This window comes from Enterobacter sp. EC_64 (assembly GCF_019584165.1).
Classification (GTDB): Bacteria; Pseudomonadota; Gammaproteobacteria; order Enterobacterales; family Enterobacteriaceae; genus Enterobacter; species Enterobacter roggenkampii.
Genome location: NZ_VDAS01000003.1, coordinates 118,776 through 135,715, shown reverse-complemented (window position 1 = coordinate 135,715; position 16,940 = coordinate 118,776). Strand labels below are relative to the sequence as shown.

The following is a 16,940-nucleotide window of genomic DNA, read 5'->3' as shown; positions in this document are numbered from 1 at the left end:
GGCTCAGGCGCCAAGGTTTGCCGGCAGCGGGGCCTTCAGCCACTGCTCGGACAGGCCGTTCAGCGTGCCGTCTTTAATACCCTGCTCAATCAGCGCGTCCACTTTTGCCTTCAGGGCCGGTTCGTTTTTCTTCAGGCCGATAAAGCACGGTGAGTCTTTCAGCATAAAGCTCGGCACCGGTGCTTTCGCCGCATTCTGACGCGAAATGGCCGCCACCACGAGATTGCCGGTCGCCACGTACTGCACCTGGCCGGACAGATATGCCGACAGCGTGGTGTTGTTGTCTTCGTAGCGCTTCACGTCCGCGTCTTTCGGCGCCAGGCCGGTCAGCACCATGTCCTCCACCGCCCCGCGCGTCACGCCGATGGTTTTTCCGCTGAGCGCGGCGGCATCCTTCAGTTCAGCCCCTTTCGGGCCAAACACGCCGAGGAAGAACGGCGCGTAGGCGCGGCTGAAGTCGATTACCTTCTCGCGCTCCGGGTTTTTACCGAGGCTTGAAATGACCAGATCCACCTTGTCGGTTTGCAGGTACGGCACGCGGTTGGCGCTGGTCACCGGCACCAGCTGCAGCTTGAGCTTCATCTGTTTAGCCAGATAGCGCGCCATGTCGATGTCATAGCCCTGCGGCTGCAGATCGGTTCCCACCGAGCCAAACGGCGGGAAATCCTGCGGAACGGCAATGCGGATGGTGCCGCGCTTCTCAATATCCTGAAGCTGGTCAGCCTTTGCCGGCAGCTGTGTGAAGAGGCATGCGGCCCCGGCCAGTGCAATTAACAGTTTTTTCATGGTGCTTCCCCGTAACGTTAACATGAAACAAAAGATTCTTTGAATGTGATTTTGCAACTAATGTGCCAGATAACGCGAAGAGGGGATTTTTCTAATAAAGCCTGATAAAACGTGGGCGGGGCGAAAACGCTCTCCATTTTCGCCCCGCCGTTATGCACCATTTTAATGCAAAGCACCAGCCTGATGCCCCATTATCGCTGTTCGAGTTCGTCCAGCTGCTGGTAGAGGGAGGCAATCTCGTGAATGCGCGGACGGCCTTTATCGAGGATCTCATGCAGGAAGGCGTTCGCCAGCAGGTTGATCAGACTGTTGACCGACGAATAGCTGTCATAGGCGGAGACGCTGTCCAGCGGGGTGCAGAGCTGCCAGCTCGCCAGCGGGAACAGGCTGTGGGCCTGCGGCTCGCACATCAGCAGCACCGGAATACCGCTGCTCTGAAGCTGCTGCAGCAGCGGGCGGATGATGCGCGGGCGACGGCGAAAGGCCATCATCACCACCAGATCGTCCGGCGTTAAGTCCACCAGCTCCTCGCTCAGGCTCTGCCCCGGCTGCGGCAGGACCAGCACCTGACCGCGCGCCTGCAGCAGCTGCTGGCGCAGATGAAGCGCCGCCGGATAGGCGTTACGCATGCCGATAATGACGATGCGCCGCGCCTTCACCATGCAGGCTATGGCGTCGGCAAACTGCTGCGCGTCGAGGGCATTGACCCACTGGGTCAGGTTCGCCATCTCCTGCTTATAGTGGCGCGCCAGCAGCGTGTTGCCCTGCACCGCATCGCGGTTATCGGTGAGCGGCATTCCGCTCTGGCGCAGGGTGCGCAGCTCGTCGCGCATGTCCTTATATTTCTCATAGCCCAGCCGCTTAAACAGACGGCTCACCGTGGCTTTCGACACCCCGCTCAGCTGCGCCAGCTCGGCGCTGTTGTAGCTAATCAGATCGTCAAAATGGTCGAATATAAAGTCCGCCACCCGCTGCTCCTGCGGCGACAGCGACGGGTATTGTGCTTTCAGACGTTCATCTAACTGTTCCATAGCGCCTCTGTAACTTTTGTTTCATTACATTGTACCTTTTTTGTATGTATTCATTATACGTGCCAGTTTACTGAAACTTTTCTTTCAGAACTGGAACAGCTTTTGCAGCACCTTGTGACTTTCAGGGTTACGAGGACGCTTCATGCAAAGTAATGTCTCCACGCACGGCATGGCCGTTGCGCCCCACCATCTTGCCAGCCAGAGCGCGCTGGCGGTGCTGCGCGAAGGCGGCAGCGCGATAGAGGCGATGGTCGCAGCAGCGGCCACCATCGCCGTGGTTTACCCGCATATGAACGGGCTGGGCGGCGATGGCTTCTGGCTTATCGTGCCGCCGGAAGGCGACCCCATCGCCATTGACGCCAGCGGCGCGGCAGGTTCGCGGGCAACGCTTGCCGCCTACGACGGTCTGGCGCATATCCCCCATCGCGGGCCCCGTGCGGCGCTGACCGTCGCCGGCACGGTAAGCGGCTGGGACGAGGCGCTGAAGGTCTCGCGTGAGATGACAGGCAAGGCGCTGCCGCTGGCCCGCCTGCTGGCCGACGCCATTGACTATGCGCAGAACGGCACCCCGGTCACGGCCTCTCAGGCCCACGCCACGGCCAGCAAGTTCGACGAGCTGAAGGCCATCCCCGGCTTCGCGGAAACCTGGCTGGTCGACGGTAAGCCGCCGCAGGTCGGGAGCCGCTTTTACCAGCCCGCCATGGCCACGACCCTGACGCGTCTGGCGGAAGAGGGTCTCGACAGCTTTTATCGCGGCCCGCTGGCGGAAGTCCTGGCGCACGGCATGGAGACGCTGGGTCTCCCCGTAACGCTGGCCGATCTCAACGCCCACGCGGCCCGGCGCACCACGCCGCTGAAGCTGGAGCATCAGCAGGGAGAGATCTTTAACCACGCCCCGCCAACGCAGGGGCTGGTCTCGCTGGCGATACTCGGCATCACCGACCGCCTGAACATGGCGGAGGCCGACGACGCCGACACCCTTCACCGCATCGTGGAAGCCACCAAGCTGGCCTTTGGCCTGCGCGATGCCCACATCACCGACCCGCGCGCGCTGAAAACCGATGTCCAGAAACTGCTGGATCCCGCCGCCCTGCAGGCCCTTGCCGACAGGGTTGACGACAGTCGCGCGGCGCCGTGGGGAACCGGAAAAGGCCCCGGCGATACGGTGTGGATGGGGGTGATGGACAGCAGCGGGCTTGCCGTCTCGTTTATCCAGAGCCTTTATCACGAGTTCGGCAGCGGCGTTGTCCTGCCCGATACCGGCATCGTCTGGCAGAACCGGGGCGCATCGTTCAGCCTCGATCCCGCCCATCTTCTGGCCCTCGCGCCGGGCAAACAGCCGTTCCACACCCTGAACCCGGCGGCGGCGCGTCTGAAGGACGGGCGCGTGATGGTCTACGGCTCGATGGGCGGCGACGGCCAGCCGCAAACCCAGGCCGCGCTCTTTACCCGCTACGTTGTCCAGGGCGTCCCCCTGCAGGAGAGCATCACCCGCCCACGCTGGCTGCTGGGGCGCACCTGGGGGCAAAACTCAGACACCCTAAAGCTTGAAGGGCATTTTTCACCCGAGACGGTCGCGCGCCTGCGGGCACTCGGCCACGAGGTGGAGCTATTCCCTGACTTTAGTGAAGCCATGGGCCACGCGGGCGCCATTGTTCGCCACCCCAACGGGCTGTTTGAAGGGGCATTTGACCCGCGCAGCAACGGCGCGGCCGCCGGATTCTGAGGAGAAAATAATGACGACACACCAACCCGACTGGCAGGCGTACCTGGCGCAGATGGAAACCGTACTCGGCGTGACGCTGGATGACGCCCGCCGGGCCGAGCTGCAGCTGCAGTTCGGCCGAATTGCCAGCATGGCCGCCCCGCTGATGGCGCTGCCGCTCGACGACCGTCTGGAGATCGCAGGAGTGTATAAAGCATGACGCTACACGAGATGAGTATCAGCGCTATTCAGCAGGCGCTGAGCGCTGGGGAGCTGAGCGCTCGCGAGATCGCCCGACAGACGCTGGAGGGGATTGCGCGCGTGAATCCGCAGATCGGTGCCTGGACCGCCGTGACGGAAGCACGCATGCTCGCCGAGGCCGACAATATCGATACCCTGCGACGGGAAAAGCGCCCCCTGCCGCCGCTGGCGGGCGTGCCCTACGCGGTGAAAAACCTGTTCGACGTTGCCGGACATACCACCCTCGCCGGGGCCGAGCTGTTCAGCCAGCGCCCCGCCGCGGCCGCCGACAGCTTCGCCGTGCGCCAGCTGCGCAGCGCGGGCGGGCTGCTGACCGGGATGGTCAATATGGACGCCTACGCCTACGGCTTTACCACCGAGAACAGCCACTACGGCGCGACGCGTAACCCGCACGATCTGACGCGCATTGCGGGCGGGTCGTCCGGCGGTTCAGCCGCCGCGGTGGCCGCCGGGCTGGTGCACTTTTCGCTCGGCACCGACACCAACGGCTCGATTCGCGTTCCGGCCTCCCTGTGCGGCATCTACGGCCTGAAGCCCACCTTTGGCCGCCTGTCGCGATCCGGCAGCCATCCGTTTGTCGCGAGCCTGGATCATATCGGGCCCTTTGCGCGCCGCGTATGCGACCTGGCGTCCGTGTACGACGCGCTGCAGGGCCGGGACACCAGCGACGGTTTTCAGGCAGAGAGCTCGCGGGAACAGACGCGCCCCCTGCTTGACCGCGGGCTTGACGGCCTGCGCTGCGCGGTGCTCGGCGGCTACTTCACCACCTGGTGCGACGCGGACGCCAGAGACGCCGTGGCGCGGGTGGCGAAGGCGCTCGACGTGCAGGATGAGCTTCAGTTTCCTGACGCCGATCTGGCGCGTTCCGCAGCGTTTATCATCAGCGCCTCCGAAGGGGGAAATCAGTACCTGCCCGCGCTTCGCCGGGAGCCCGAGCGTTTTGAGCCGCACTCCCGCGAACGCCTGCTGGCCGGGGCGATGATCCCTTCCGCCTGGTACATTCAGGCCCAGCGGTTTCGCGCGCAGGCACGGCAGGCGTTTCACGCGCTGTTTGCACGGGCCGACGTGCTGATTGCCCCGGCAACGCCGCGCAGCGCCACGCGGATCGGCGAGCAGACCATGGAGATTAACGGTCAGCCGCTTCCCATCCGCGCCAGCATGGGGATGCTGACCCAGCCGATTTCGTTTTTAGGCCTGCCCGTGACCACCGTTCCGCTGCGCACCGCGCAGGGCGCGCCCATTGGCCTGCAGCTGATTGCCGCGCCGTTTAACGAGCAGGCCTGCCTGCGCGTCGCGCGGGTTCTGGAAGAGAGCGGCATCACCGATGCCCGCCCGGCGGAGATAGCAGCATGATGAATCACGATGACATTAACCTCCCGTGGGTGGTTGCCGAGGTGACGGCCGCGTTTTACCGCTATGAGGACGCGCTGGTGAGCAACAACGTTGCGGTGCTGGACGAGCTGTTCTGGCACGACAAGAACACGGTGCGGCTGGGGGCCGGTGAAAACCTTTACGGGATCGATGAAATCCGCGCTTTTCGTGCGGCGCGCCCCGCCGCCGGGCTGCAGCGGACGCTGCGCCACACCGTCATCACCACCTTCGGGGAGGATTATGCCGTGTGCAGCACCGAGTTTACCCGCGAGAGCACGGAACGCATCGGCCGCCAGCAGCAGACGTGGGTGCGGTTTGCCTACGGGTGGCGCATCGTGGCGGCGCAGGTGAGTTTGATGGTGTAACGCTGAAAAACCTGCCCGGTGGCGCTGCGCTTACCGAGCCTACGATGTCCCGTATGCCATGTGGGCCCTGTAGGCCGGGTAAGGCGCAGCCGCCACCCGGCAAAACACGGCTCAATTATTTCTGAAACGGATGTACGTCCCGCCAGTGGTCAGCAATCTGCTGGCGGGTACAGACCCATACCCGCTCGTGCTGCTCAACGTAATCCAGGAACCGCTGCAGCGCGCGAAAACGCCCCGGTCGCCCCAGCAGGCGGCAGTGCATGCCGATGGACATCATCTTCGGCGCGCTTTCCCCCTCTTCGTACAGCACGTCAAAACTGTCCTTCAGGTACGTATAAAACTGCTCGGCGGTGTTAAATCCCTGCGCGGTCGCAAAGCGCATGTCGTTCGCATCCAGCGTATAGGGCACAATCAGGTGCGGTTTACGGGTGCCGTCGCTGCAGGCCACTTCCGTCCAGAAGGGTAAGTCGTCGCCGTAGTAGTCGCTGTCGTAGTCGAAGCCGCCATGCTCCACCACCAGCTGGCGCGTGTTGGGGCTGTCGCGCCCGGTGTACCAGCCCGCTGGCGGCTTGCCGAACAGGTCGGTCAGAACGTGCACCGCCTTGTGCAGATGTTCGCGCTCCTGGCTGATGTCCATATTCTGATAGTGGATCCAGCGCCAGCCGTGGCTGACCACGTCGTAATCCGCCGCTTTGATCGCCTCCACAATCTCCGGGTGACGCGCCAGCGCCATCGCCACGCCAAAGACCGTCAGCGGCAGGCCGCGTTTCTGAAATTCATTGTGGATCCGCCAGAACCCGGCGCGGCTGCCGTATTCGTAGAGGGAGTCCATCGACATGTGTTTGTCCGGGTAGCTGGCCGCGCCGATGATGTCCGACAGGAACTGCTCGGATCCGGCATCGCCGTGCAGAACGTGGTTTTCCGCCCCTTCCTCATAGTTGAGCACAAACTGCACGGCGATGCGTGCCTGATTCGGCCACCGCGCGTGCGGCGGGTTGCCCGCGTAGCCGCGCAGATCCCGCGGATAATCCTGTTCGAAAAGCCCCATTGCCACCCCCAAAAATTAAAATGGATTCAATGCCTGAAAATGCCCGCTTAACGCTTTGTTCTCCGGGAACGCCAGATCCCCGTGCTTGCTGGTCGACAGCCCCAGCGCCACCAGCGATTCCACCATCTTCACCGCCGCGCTGACGCCGTCGATCACCGGCACGCGCAGTTCGCGGGTCAGCTCCTGCGCCAGGGTCGCCATGCCGCCGCAGCCGAGCACGATGGCGCCGCAGCCATCCTCTTTCAGCGCCTGTATACAGCGCGCGCGCACCTTCTCCTGCGCCAGACCGCTGCCGTCTTCCAGCGCCAGCACCGGGAGATCGATAGCGTGCAGCGCCGCGCAATGGTCCTGAAAGCCATACTGGTGCAGCAGATGACGGGCAATGATCAGCGTGCGCGGCAGCGTGGTAACTACCGAAAAGCGCGTCGCCACCAGCGTCGCCATATGCATGGCGGCTTCCGCAATGCCGACTACCGGCCCCTGCGCCAGCTCGCGCGCCGCCAGCAGGCCCGGATCGCCAAAGCAGGCGATGACGTGACCATCCACGCCCTGCTCCCTGCCTTTTTTGATCTGTTCCAGGACACCGACGGCGGCGATGGCCTCATCGAAGTGGCCTTCTATGGACGGCACGCCCGCGCTCGGGCAGACCGCGAGGATCTCCGTCCCCGGCGCCGCCACCGCGCGGGCCGCCGCGCCGATGGTTTCCGTCATGGCGAGGCTGGTGTTGGGGTTGATCACTTGTATACAGACAGACATTACGACTCCTTGTGGCCGGCAAACAGCCGGGCAAAATCAGGCAGGCACTCGCCCGCCCGCTCGAAGCAGAGGCTGGCGACGATATGTTCAAAATGGTGCATGAGGGCATCGCTTAGTGGCTCAAGCGCCTTCTGGCGCAGCAGATCCACCAGCTGTTCATGATCGTTGCAGCGGCATCCCTGACGCCACGGCGCGCCCCAGGTGGCAATCACCAGCGAAGAACGCTGGCTCAGGCTGGTCACCATCTCAGTGAGCACCTGGTTGCCGGAGATGGCCTGCAACTGAATGTGGAAATTGGCGGAGTGGCGGATCGCCGCCGGGCCGTCATAGGCCTCGTGCGCCTGCTGCTCCTGGCGAATGATGGCCTCCAGCGCGGCAAGGTGCGGCGGCTGACAGTGCGCCAGCACGTCCGGCAGGTTGGCGACCTCCAGCAGCGCGCGGGTGCGGAAGATGTGCCGCGCCTCTTCCACCGTGGGGCTGGCGACGTGTGCACCACGCTTGGGCGTCAGGGTGACCATTTGCACAGCGGCGAGTCGTTGAAGCACCTTGCGGATGCCCGTGCGGCTCACGCCAAACACCTCGGCCAGCGCCTCTTCCGGCAATTTGCTCCCCGGCAGCAGCTGGTGTTCGACAATCGCGGTCATCAGCGCCTGGAAGATGGATTCGTCTTTATCATGCAGGTCTGGCGCGGTCTGCAGGGCGTTTATGTTGTTCATTCATCACTCCGAATTTTACTTTCCGTTATCGAATCGTATACATAAAAATAAAATATTGCATACAAGATTTATTATTTTGGCCTGGATCCTGCAACACCGTTTGCACTCCCACTCAACGGGTTTTCATTCACAGGAGCAGGTTTCATGCCAAACAGTCAAAACGCACAGCAAGGTACGGCCGCTGATTCCGGTGCGGTTTACAGCCCACGTCTTTGCAATGAGGATCTGGCACCGACGCGTGACCAGAACTGGAGCTGGTACAACATCTTTTCGTTCTGGATGTCGGACGTTCACAGCATGGGGGGTTATGTGGTCGCCGCGAGCTTCTTTACGCTCGGGCTGGCAAGCTGGCAGGTGCTGCTCTGCCTGCTGGTGGGGATTTGCATCGTGCAGCTGTGCGCCAACCTGGTGGCCAAACCGAGCCAGATGGCGGGCGTGCCCTATGCGGTGATCAGTCGACAGGCGTTCGGCGTGTTCGGGGCCAATATCCCGGCGGTGATCCGCGGGCTGATTGCCTTCGCGTGGTACGGGATTCAGACCTATCTCGCCGCCAACGCCCTGATGCTGGTGGCGCTGAAGTTCTGGCCATCGCTCTCTTCACTCACTACCGGCGCATTCCTGGGACTGTCGCATCTGGGCTGGATCTGCTTTGCCATTATGTGGGTCCTGCAGGCGATGGTCTTCTGGCACGGCATGAGCGCCATCAAGCGCTTTATTGATATCGCCGGTCCGGCGGTCTATGTGGTAATGCTGGCCCTTGCCGGCTGGATTGTATACAAGACCGGTTTTGACGGGATCTCCTTTACCCTCGCCAGCAAATCCCTGAGCGCGGGCGAGCAGACCTGGCAGATGATCACCGCGACCGCGCTGGTGGTCTCCTACTTCTCCGGCCCGCTGCTCAACTTTGGCGATTTCTCCCGCTACGGCAAAAGCATGGGTGAGATCCGCCGCGGCAACCGCTGGGGGCTGCCGTTTAACTTCCTGCTGTTCTCCATCGTCACCGTGGTGATTGTCTCCGGCACCCAGTCGCTGTTTGGCCGCATGATCACCGATCCGATTGAGACCGTCAGCCGCGTGGGTAACGATCTGGCCGTGGCGATAGGCCTGCTGACGATGATCACCGCTACCATCGGGATCAACATCGTCGCGAACTTCGTCTCCCCGGCGTTTGATTTCTCTAACTGCTCGCCGCAGAAAATCAGCTTCCGCACCGGGGGCATGATTGCCGCCGTCGGCTCGATCCTGCTCACCCCGTGGAACCTGTTCAACTCGCCGGAGCTTATCCACTACACCCTGGACGTGCTCGGGGCGTTTATCGGCCCGCTGTTCGGCATTCTGATTGCCGACTTCTACCTGATTAAGCGCGGCAAGGTGTCGGTTGACGATCTGTTCGACGACACGCCAAAAGGCAAATACTGGTACCGCAACGGTTTCAACCCGAAAGCCATCGGCGCGCTGATCCCGTCCGTTGCCGTGGGCCTGGTCATTAGCTTCATCCCGGCCCTGCATGAGGTGGCAAACTTCAGCTGGTTTATCGGCGTCTTCCTCGGCGGCGTGACCTACCGCTGGCTGGCGCGGGAAGAGCGCGAGACGGCAGGCGCGACGTCGTTTGGCTCCCGCGTGGCGACGCAAAAAGAGTAACCCCTCCCCTCCGGCCGCAGCGTATCTGCGGCCCGTTCATTCTGGCACCGTTCTTGCTGAGCTTTCCCACCCCGCTACGCACACACGAAGGCAGGAACCATGATGAAATACCAGACTGCGATACGCGGTGCATTTTTTGATATTGCCCGAGTCTGCGACAGCGCAGACGCCATTGCCCGGCACGCGCGCTACCTTGAGGACGGCCTGCTGTTTATCCAGAACGGAAAAATTCTGGCGCAGATGCCGTGGCAGGAGGGCGAGCAGTATCTTGACCCCCACAAGGGCTACACCGACCTGCGCGGCAGGCTGCTGCTGCCCGGTTTTGTCGACACCCACGTCCATTACCCGCAAACGGAGATGATCGGCGCCTTTGGCGAACAGCTGCTGGAGTGGCTGACCACCTACACCTTCCCGGTGGAGAGCCAGTTTGCCGATGAGGCCTACGCGAAAGAGATCGCCGAATTTTTCATTCAGCAGCTTGTGAGCAACGGCACCACCACCGCGCTGGTGTTTTGCACGCTGCATCCGGAATCGGTCGAAGCGCTGTTTACCGAAGCCCTGCGCCTCAATATGCGCCTTATCGCCGGAAAGGTGATGATGGACCGACACGCGCCGGACTACCTGAGCGAAGACGCGAAGCAGAGCTACCGGCAGACGCGGGCGCTGATTCAGCGCTGGCATCACCGTGGGCGGCTGGGCTATGCCATTACGCCGCGCTTTGCCCCGACCTCATCACCCGAGCTGCTTGCGGCGGTCAGCCTGCTCAGAGAGGAGTTCCCGGACACCTGGCTGCAGACCCACCTGAGCGAAAACCCCAACGAAGTGGCCTGGGTGAGCGATCTCTGGCCGGAGCATGAGCGCTATCTGGACGTGTATCACCACTACGGCCTGACCGGCGAGCGCAGCGTGTTTGCCCACGCGATCCATCTGCACCATAGCGAGTGGCAGTGCCTGCATGACACCGGCTCGGCGGTGGCGTTTTGTCCCACCTCGAACCTGTTTCTCGGTAGCGGGCTGTTTCGCCTGCCCGCCTGCTGGCAGCACAGGGTGCGGATGGGCATCGGCACCGACGTCGGCGCGGGCACCACCTTCAGCATGCTGCGCACCCTGGGAGAGGCCTACAAGGTCGGGCAGCTTCAGAGCTATCGCCTGCGCGCCAGCGAGGCGTTTTATCACGCCACGCTGGGCGGCGCGCACGCCCTCCGGCTGGACGACAAGATTGGTAACTTCGCGGCAGGCAAAGAGGCGGATTTTGTGGTTATCGACCCCAACGTCACGCCGCTGCAGCGTCTGCGCAATCGGCGCTGTCAGGATATCTACGAGCAGCTTTTCGTGCTGATGACCCTCGGCGACGAGCGCAACATCAGCGAGACCTGGGTCAACGGCGAGCGGGTGTGGTCAACTGCCCCGGTAGGTTGACCATCCGCCGGGGGCAATCACAAACGGCAGATGGAAGTGTTCGTCTGCCGTTTCTCCCGTGACAAACTCAATGTGTGCGCAGGGATAGATCGTCTTCCGGCCGGTATCGCTAAACCACGCCCCGATCTCCGCCACCAGCCGATAGCGGCCCGCGGGCAGAGAGGGAACGAACGCGGCGATGCGCCCCTGGGCGTTGGTCACGCCCGTGGCCAGCGTCTTCCCGTCCTGCTGCAGATGAACCGTCACGCCCTCCGCGGGCTTGCCCGTCGAAATATCGAGAATATGGGTGCTGAGTGTGCTCATTCGTGAATGACTCCTTCCAGACGCAGCAGCGTAATTTCCCGCAGCTGTTCCAGCGCGGCACGGATTTCCTGCGCGTCGCTGTTCTCCAGCCGCGCGTGCAGGGCCTGTAATATCTCCTCGCCGCTGCGGCCCTTCGCGCGGATCAGAAAGACGCGTCCAAAGCGGGCTTCGTAGCGGGCGTTGCCTTCACGCAGCGCCCGGGCAAGAGCATCATCGCGGTCATTCACCGCCCCCTGCTCCTGGCGCGACAGCGCCGCCTCCGCCGCTGAACCCGCTGGTTTTTCCCCGATGCGCGGATGGGCGCTCAGGGCTTGCGCCAGCGCCGCTTCGTCCCAGTTTTGCATCAGCGATTTCGCCGTACTGAACAATTCGTCCCGGCTGGCGTAAGGCCGCCCGTGAACCAGCGCATCGGCCCAGCGGGGAAGCGCCACGCAGGGGTGAATCAGCGCTAACGCCTGTTCGTGGGGAAGATGATTGAAGTCGTGCAGTGCGATCATAGTGTCTCCTTTATTGTCCTTCTCCAGGCTATTGCACAAACCACGCCACCCTGAGCACAGGCGTGAAACAGTCGATTCCACAAGGTCGACCAGGAAATTTTTGATTCATAAAAAGGCACGCTCACCGCGTATACGCACCTTAGCAGTGCAAATGTCTCACTTACAACGCCGTTTTCGCCATGCTGCAGCCTGGTACGCAAATTGCTGACTGTCTTTACACCCTGCAAAAGGAGAGAAGCATGAAAGCAATCGTTATTGGCGCGGGTATTGGCGGCCTGAGCGCCGCCGTCGCGCTGAAGAAAGCGGGCATCGACTGTACCGTGTTTGAAGCCGTAAAGGAGATCAGGCCCGTCGGGGCGGCCATCTCCATCTGGCCTAACGGCGTGAAATGCATGCAGCACCTCGGCATGGGCGACATCATCGAGACCTGGGGCGGGCCGATGCGTTTTATGGCCTACAAGGATTACCGGCGCGGCGATACCCTGACCCGCTTTAGCCTTGCCCCGCTGGTTGAGCGTACCGGCGGACGCCCCTGCCCCGTCTCGCGCGCTGAGCTTCAGCGCGAAATGCTGGACTTCTGGGGTCGCGACAAGGTGCAGTTCGGCAAGCGCGTCGAAGGCGTCCATGAAGACGACGCGGGCGTGAGCGTGACCTTCACCGATGGCACCACCGCCGCCGGGGATTTCCTGATTGCCGCCGACGGCAGCCACTCGGCGGTTCGCCCGTACGTGCTGGGATACACCCCGGAGCGCCGCTACGCGGGCTATGTGAACTGGAACGGGCTGGTGAAGATTGACGAAGAGATCGCCCCGGCGCACCAGTGGACCACCTTCGTTGGCGAAGGCAAACGCGTGTCGCTGATGCCCGTCTCCGGCGGACGCTTCTATTTCTTTTTTGACGTGCCGCTGCCCGCAGGCCTGGCGGAGGATCGCACCACCCTGCGCGCCGATCTCACGGGCTACTTCCGCGGCTGGGCGCCGCCGGTGCAAAAGCTTATCGCGGCGCTGGATCCTGAAACGACCAATCGGATTGAAATCCACGACATTGAGCCGTTCGACAGCCTGGTGCGCGGCAACGTCGCGCTGCTGGGCGATGCCGGGCACAGCACCACGCCGGATATCGGCCAGGGCGGCTGCGCGGCGATGGAAGATGCCGTGGTGCTGGGGGAATGCCTGCGTGAAAACCACAACATCACGCTGGCGCTGCGGCAGTACGAGGCGCTGCGCTGCGACCGCGTACGCGACCTGGTGCTGAAGGCGCGCAAGCGCTGCGACGTCACCCACGGCAAAGATATGGCGTTGACGCAGGCCTGGTATCAGGAGCTCAAAGAGGAGACCGGAGAGCGCATCATCAACGGTCTGTGCGAGACCATTCAGGGCGGCCCATTAGGCTGAACGTAAGAGGGACAACGATGAAAAGAGAACCGACCCCACCCGCCCACTGTACGTTTGAGCCAGAGGACTGGCTGCGTCTGGCGAAATGCTGGCATCCGGTCGCGCGCGCCTGCGACGTCGGTCCGGCGCCGGTCAAAGCGACGCTGCTGGATGAGCAGCTGGTGATTTACCGGATTAACGACCAGGTCGTGGTTGCCCGTGACGTGTGCCCGCACCGCGGCGTGCCGCTGACGCTCGGCTTTCACGACGAGCACGGGATTATCTGCCCCTATCATGGCTTACGCTTTGGCGAGGACGGGCGCTGCAACCGTATTCCCTCCAGCCCCGACCAGCCCGTTCCGGCGAAGCTGAACCTGATTAACTACGCGGTCGAAGAGCGGTTCGGGCTGATCTGGGCCTGCCTGGCCTATGATCCGGATAACCCCGCGCCGCTGCCCGCCATGCCGCACTGGGATGACGACGGATTTCAGCAGATTAACTGCCCGGCGTTTGAGGTGAACGGCTTCGCCGGACGTCAGGTAGAGGGTTTTCTGGACGTGGCGCACTTTGCGTGGATCCACACCGAAACCTTTGCCGACCCCAATAATCAGCTTGTGCCTGCCTATCAGCCACAGGAGACGCCGTTCGGCTTCGTGGCGGATTACTGGAGCGCCGTGAGCAACTATCCCGCCAGTTCCCCCGTGCAGGCTCCGGAAGGGTTCCAGTGGCTGCGCCATTTTGAAATGCACCTGCCGTTCACCGCCACCCTGACGATTCATTTCCCGGGTGAATCGCGGCTGGTCATTATGAACGCCGCATCACCGGTATCATCGCGCGTGACCCGCATGTTCGCCCCTATTGCCCGCAATTTTGACCTGCATATTCCGGTGGAGGACGTGCATGCCTTCAACCTGCGGATTTTTGAAGAGGATCGCCTGATGGTCGAAACCCAGCGCCCGGAAAGCCTGCCGCTGGACCTGACGCTGGAAGCGCATATCCCCGCGGATAAAAGCTCGATTGCCTATCGTCGGGGGCTGAAGAAAATGGGCTTTGGCGAGTTTTTCCTGGTATGACGGAGGCCAATATGCTGAGCGTAATTGTTGACGGGCTGTGGCGCGAGGGCGACAAAAGCCTCGCCGTCAGGCTGGTGGCTGATAACGGCGACGCGCTGCCGGCGTGGCAGCCCGGGGCGCACGTTGATGTCCACCTGCCCTGCGGCGTGGTGCGCCCGTATTCCCTGACCGGAGCATGTGGGGACGAGAGCTATCTTATTTGCGTGGGGCGTGAAACCGCCTCGCGCGGCGGGTCGCGCTACGTTCACGAGACGCTGCGTCCCGGGCAGAAGCTGATGATATCGGCTCCGCGCAACCTGTTTCCGCTGCAGCAGGCAGAACGGGTTTTGCTCCTGGCGGCGGGGATTGGCATTACGCCGCTGTATGCGATGGCCCTGCAGCTGAAGGCGACCAGAACGCCGTTCACGCTGCATTATTACGTCAGAAACCGGGAAAGCGCGGCGTTTGGGCGCGAACTCTCCCGGCTCGGTGAGTGCCTCATTCATACCACCAGCCCGCGCACAGCGCTGGCGGCACATCTCCCGGTGGCCGAATCGGGCCTTCACGCCTGGGTCTGTGGTCCGGCAGGTTTTATGGAAAAAGTGCGTGAGGTGGCGGCGGCAAAGGGATGGGATGACGCCCATCTTCACAGCGAGGCGTTTCACCCCGTTGCGCCCGCCGCAGGCGGTGAAGCCGGGGAGATCTTCACGGTCAAACTGGCCTCCACCGGGGAGCGCTGGCCGGTGCCTGCGGATAAAACCATCGCCCAGGTGCTGCAGGAAAATGGCGTGGCGGTCCCGCTTTCCTGTGAGATGGGGATCTGCGGCGCCTGCCTGACGCCGGTGATTGACGGCGTGGTGGATCACCGGGATAGCGTGCAGTCGGAGGCGGAAAAAGGCGCAACGGACCAGCAGGTGGCGCTGTGCTGTTCGCGAAGCTATTCCGGGGAGCTGGTGATTGGGCTGTAAAACGAAAAAACCCTGCGATATTGCTATCGCAGGGTTTTCAAATTTGGCGGAAGCGTAGAGATTCGAACTCTAGAACCCTTTCGGGTCGCCGGTTTTCAAGACCGGTGCCTTCAACCGCTCGGCCACGCTTCCAAAGTGAGGCGCACTATAAACATCTATTAGCGCCTTGTAAAGCAGGAATTTTTCGATTTTTCCCCACGGGCGTTTGACTGCGCAAAAAGTCACCCAAACGCTGACTTCACATCACTCTCCGCGACCTTGTACATACCGTAACACAGCAACGCTCATCCTTTTAAATCGCTCTGGTATAGAATGCCACAAAAATAGACGGCCATTTGTTGTGTAATTGTTATAAATCTGAATTTCCGCAGATTTAAGACATTACTGCCATGCAGTGTTACTGGTTGATGATGAAAATCAAAAATACGCTTTGCTTACATTTTCTGATGGCCTTTCTGGCCATTTTGTTTCTTTGTCTTCACCCGCTGGTGGCGAGCTTCGATCCGCCGCTTACCTTCCAGCCGCTGATTAAATCAATGGCGGGCACGCCTAAAGAACAGGCGGAAAAAATTGCCACTATCTCTCATGCCTTAGAAGGGAATGCGATATTCTTCATTGGTGCGTCTGAGGTGGCGACGTCAGAAGATGAACATTACGCTGTCTATAATTACTTTAATAAGCAATTGCACAAACCCGTCGTGGCGTATGGCGATGCGTTTGTCGATGACGAAACGCAGTTTTTACTGTTCTCACGTTTTAAAAATAGCCTTAACGCAAACAGTAAAGTTGTTTTGCTGCTGGCACCTGACAGCTTTTACTCAAAAGGCCTGCCTCCCGCTATCTATGCTGATAATTTCCCGGGTTCTGTTTTTAATCCTTTGATGAAGGATCCGCAGGCACGCCCAATATTGGTTAATTATTTAAAACATATTGAGAGTAAAGAAATAAGCCATTTAACCTTTGGCCAAATGCGTGTCTTTGGCTGGCACCCCGATCTGATATGGGACGAGGTGAGTTTCCAGTTTGCCAACGTCTGCACCCTGATAAAAAACGACTGGCTGGCGCTGCTTCGCGTCACGCCCCGGACGGAACAGCCGTGGCCGCCACAGCCAACCACCCACATTGCCCCTGACTGGGATAAAGAGCTGGCGAATGCCCGCGAGTTAAATAAAAAACGCCAGCAGAGCGCGGCCACCCTGTGGATGGACAAAACGATTTACGAGGAGGACGGTACGCGGCAGCAGTGGGATGACACGCCGGTCGTGCCTGCGCAAATCGCTGCCTTCAGTAAAACCGTCCAGCTGCTTAAAGAACACCACGTGCAGGTGATTGCTATAGTCGACCCGGTTAACCCCTGGGCGCTTTACAACACCGATACCTTCCGCCCGGTGGATAAGCAAATTAAAACCATTCTGGAAAAGAACCAGATCCCGTATTTAGATATGTACGCCATGCCTTATCAGAATGGCTGGAACTGGGATCGTTTGCACCCTTCCGAACTGGCCTGGGTTCCTATGATTCGCTTTATTGCACAGAGCTTTAAATAATGAAAATCGTGATTCGTCTTTTTTTCCTTTATCTCCTGCTGGCGATCACCATCGTCGCGTGGACCTCTGTCGATGACAGTATGAGTATGCAGCTGCATTTT

16 protein-coding genes, 1 tRNA gene and 1 pseudogene are annotated in these 16,940 nt (G+C 61.2%); 10 read left to right on the top strand and 8 right to left on the bottom strand.

The genetic code is table 11. The features are described 5' to 3' along the window. Positions 1-3 precede the first annotated feature (3 nt). The gene (locus FHC52_RS03550; RefSeq protein ID WP_008499846.1) at positions 4-786 is read right to left on the bottom strand and encodes a transporter substrate-binding domain-containing protein; all 783 of its coding nucleotides are present in this window, start codon (positions 784-786) and stop codon (positions 4-6) included. A gap of 191 nt (positions 787-977) precedes the next feature. Continuing rightward, complete coding sequence (gene hpxU, locus FHC52_RS03545; protein WP_059363199.1) at positions 978-1,817, bottom strand: MurR/RpiR family transcriptional regulator HpxU; 840 nt, start codon at positions 1,815-1,817, stop codon at positions 978-980. Between the two features lie 142 nt (positions 1,818-1,959). Between hpxU and hpxW the strand changes: the two genes are divergently transcribed. From hpxW to hpxZ, 4 genes are read left to right on the top strand one after another with little or no spacing between them, the layout of a single operon-like run. Then, entirely contained in the window at positions 1,960-3,543 is a 1,584-nt protein-coding gene (gene hpxW, locus FHC52_RS03540) for an oxamate amidohydrolase (protein ID WP_126287636.1), read from the top strand. A 10-nt stretch (positions 3,544-3,553) separates the two neighbouring features. Continuing rightward, complete coding sequence (hpxX, locus tag FHC52_RS03535; RefSeq protein ID WP_023292838.1) at positions 3,554-3,742, top strand: oxalurate catabolism protein HpxX; 189 nt, start codon at positions 3,554-3,556, stop codon at positions 3,740-3,742. Then, the gene (locus tag FHC52_RS03530) at positions 3,739-5,136 is read left to right on the top strand and encodes an AtzE family amidohydrolase (protein ID WP_084833117.1); all 1,398 of its coding nucleotides are present in this window, start codon (positions 3,739-3,741) and stop codon (positions 5,134-5,136) included. Before hpxX ends, FHC52_RS03530 begins: the two co-directional genes overlap by 4 nt. Then, positions 5,133-5,519 carry an oxalurate catabolism protein HpxZ gene (gene hpxZ / locus FHC52_RS03525; protein WP_008499851.1) on the top strand — a complete coding sequence of 129 codons (387 nt, stop codon included), beginning with the start codon at positions 5,133-5,135 and terminating at the stop codon, positions 5,517-5,519. Before FHC52_RS03530 ends, hpxZ begins: the two co-directional genes overlap by 4 nt. A gap of 115 nt (positions 5,520-5,634) precedes the next feature. On the opposite strand, the gene puuE is transcribed toward hpxZ, so the two are convergent. The 3 genes and pseudogenes from puuE to FHC52_RS03510 all read right to left on the bottom strand — a co-directional run bounded on the left by puuE (position 5,635) and on the right by FHC52_RS03510 (position 8,039). Then, positions 5,635-6,567: an allantoinase PuuE gene (puuE, locus tag FHC52_RS03520; RefSeq protein WP_126287637.1), complete on the bottom strand. Its 933-nt coding sequence runs from the start codon at positions 6,565-6,567 to the stop codon at positions 5,635-5,637. Further along, positions 6,452-7,323 (bottom strand): annotated as a pseudogene (hpxA, locus tag FHC52_RS03515) (allantoin racemase). The gene puuE and the pseudogene hpxA overlap by 116 nt, the downstream one beginning before the upstream one ends. Continuing rightward, complete coding sequence (locus FHC52_RS03510) at positions 7,323-8,039, bottom strand: GntR family transcriptional regulator (RefSeq protein ID WP_126287638.1); 717 nt, start codon at positions 8,037-8,039, stop codon at positions 7,323-7,325. Before FHC52_RS03510 ends, hpxA begins: the two are co-directional and overlap by 1 nt. A gap of 144 nt (positions 8,040-8,183) precedes the next feature. Here FHC52_RS03510 and FHC52_RS03505 point away from each other — a divergent pair, with 144 nt between their 5' ends. Both FHC52_RS03505 and guaD read left to right on the top strand, forming a co-directional pair. Next, complete coding sequence (locus tag FHC52_RS03505) at positions 8,184-9,680, top strand: NCS1 family nucleobase:cation symporter-1 (RefSeq protein ID WP_008499855.1); 1,497 nt, start codon at positions 8,184-8,186, stop codon at positions 9,678-9,680. A gap of 102 nt (positions 9,681-9,782) precedes the next feature. Then, positions 9,783-11,099 carry a guanine deaminase gene (gene guaD, locus FHC52_RS03500; protein ID WP_220419918.1) on the top strand — a complete coding sequence of 439 codons (1,317 nt, stop codon included), beginning with the start codon at positions 9,783-9,785 and terminating at the stop codon, positions 11,097-11,099. Here the strand turns inward: guaD and uraH are convergent. Continuing rightward, a complete protein-coding gene (uraH, locus tag FHC52_RS03495) occupies positions 11,079-11,402 on the bottom strand; it encodes a hydroxyisourate hydrolase (RefSeq protein ID WP_008499857.1) in 324 nt (107 codons plus the stop codon). The genes guaD and uraH overlap by 21 nt on opposite strands. Continuing rightward, the gene (gene uraD, locus FHC52_RS03490) at positions 11,399-11,899 is read right to left on the bottom strand and encodes a 2-oxo-4-hydroxy-4-carboxy-5-ureidoimidazoline decarboxylase (RefSeq protein WP_025912966.1); all 501 of its coding nucleotides are present in this window, start codon (positions 11,897-11,899) and stop codon (positions 11,399-11,401) included. The genes uraH and uraD overlap by 4 nt, the downstream gene beginning before the upstream one ends. A 239-nt stretch (positions 11,900-12,138) precedes the next feature. Between uraD and hpxO the strand changes: the two genes are divergently transcribed. Genes hpxO through FHC52_RS03475 form a run of 3 tightly spaced genes read left to right on the top strand, consistent with a single transcriptional unit; the run spans position 12,139 to position 15,292 of the window. Then, entirely contained in the window at positions 12,139-13,293 is a 1,155-nt protein-coding gene (hpxO, locus tag FHC52_RS03485; RefSeq protein WP_021240834.1) for an FAD-dependent urate hydroxylase HpxO, read from the top strand. 17 nt (positions 13,294-13,310) lie between these two features. Next, complete coding sequence (gene hpxD, locus FHC52_RS03480; protein WP_044596852.1) at positions 13,311-14,345, top strand: molybdenum cofactor-independent xanthine hydroxylase subunit HpxD; 1,035 nt, start codon at positions 13,311-13,313, stop codon at positions 14,343-14,345. An 11-nt stretch (positions 14,346-14,356) separates the two neighbouring features. Then, the gene (locus FHC52_RS03475; RefSeq protein ID WP_045373132.1) at positions 14,357-15,292 is read left to right on the top strand and encodes a PDR/VanB family oxidoreductase; all 936 of its coding nucleotides are present in this window, start codon (positions 14,357-14,359) and stop codon (positions 15,290-15,292) included. Between the two features lie 44 nt (positions 15,293-15,336). Here the strand turns inward: FHC52_RS03475 and FHC52_RS03470 are convergent. Beyond that, positions 15,337-15,424, bottom strand: a tRNA-Ser gene (locus tag FHC52_RS03470). Between the two features lie 278 nt (positions 15,425-15,702). On the opposite strand from FHC52_RS03470, the gene FHC52_RS03465 reads away from it, so the two are divergent. Further along, positions 15,703-16,839, top strand: a complete 1,137-nt coding sequence (locus FHC52_RS03465; RefSeq protein ID WP_126287708.1) for a D-alanyl-lipoteichoic acid biosynthesis protein DltD — start codon at positions 15,703-15,705, stop codon at positions 16,837-16,839. Positions 16,840-16,940: the final 101 nt, after the last annotated feature.

Bases quoted from the DNA above. Each gene is read 5' to 3' on its own strand.
- guaD (WP_220419918.1), top strand. From the start codon at position 9,783: ATGAAATACCAGACTGCGATACGCGGTGCATTTTTTGATATTGCCCGA.
- hpxD (WP_044596852.1), top strand. From the start codon at position 13,311: ATGAAAAGAGAACCGACCCCACCCGCCCACTGTACGTTTGAGCCAGAG.
- FHC52_RS03550 (WP_008499846.1), bottom strand. From the start codon at position 786: ATGAAAAAACTGTTAATTGCACTGGCCGGGGCCGCATGCCTCTTCACA.
- hpxO (WP_021240834.1), top strand. From the start codon at position 12,139: ATGAAAGCAATCGTTATTGGCGCGGGTATTGGCGGCCTGAGCGCCGCC.
- uraD (WP_025912966.1), bottom strand. From the start codon at position 11,899: ATGATCGCACTGCACGACTTCAATCATCTTCCCCACGAACAGGCGTTA.
- FHC52_RS03530 (WP_084833117.1), top strand. From the start codon at position 3,739: ATGACGCTACACGAGATGAGTATCAGCGCTATTCAGCAGGCGCTGAGC.
- FHC52_RS03505 (WP_008499855.1), top strand. From the start codon at position 8,184: ATGCCAAACAGTCAAAACGCACAGCAAGGTACGGCCGCTGATTCCGGT.
- hpxX (WP_023292838.1), top strand. From the start codon at position 3,554: ATGACGACACACCAACCCGACTGGCAGGCGTACCTGGCGCAGATGGAA.
- hpxU (WP_059363199.1), bottom strand. From the start codon at position 1,817: ATGGAACAGTTAGATGAACGTCTGAAAGCACAATACCCGTCGCTGTCG.
- hpxW (WP_126287636.1), top strand. From the start codon at position 1,960: ATGCAAAGTAATGTCTCCACGCACGGCATGGCCGTTGCGCCCCACCAT.
- uraH (WP_008499857.1), bottom strand. From the start codon at position 11,402: ATGAGCACACTCAGCACCCATATTCTCGATATTTCGACGGGCAAGCCC.
- FHC52_RS03475 (WP_045373132.1), top strand. From the start codon at position 14,357: ATGCTGAGCGTAATTGTTGACGGGCTGTGGCGCGAGGGCGACAAAAGC.
- puuE (WP_126287637.1), bottom strand. From the start codon at position 6,567: ATGGGGCTTTTCGAACAGGATTATCCGCGGGATCTGCGCGGCTACGCG.
- FHC52_RS03465 (WP_126287708.1), top strand. From the start codon at position 15,703: ATGAAAATCAAAAATACGCTTTGCTTACATTTTCTGATGGCCTTTCTG.
- hpxZ (WP_008499851.1), top strand. From the start codon at position 5,133: ATGATGAATCACGATGACATTAACCTCCCGTGGGTGGTTGCCGAGGTG.
- FHC52_RS03510 (WP_126287638.1), bottom strand. From the start codon at position 8,039: ATGAACAACATAAACGCCCTGCAGACCGCGCCAGACCTGCATGATAAA.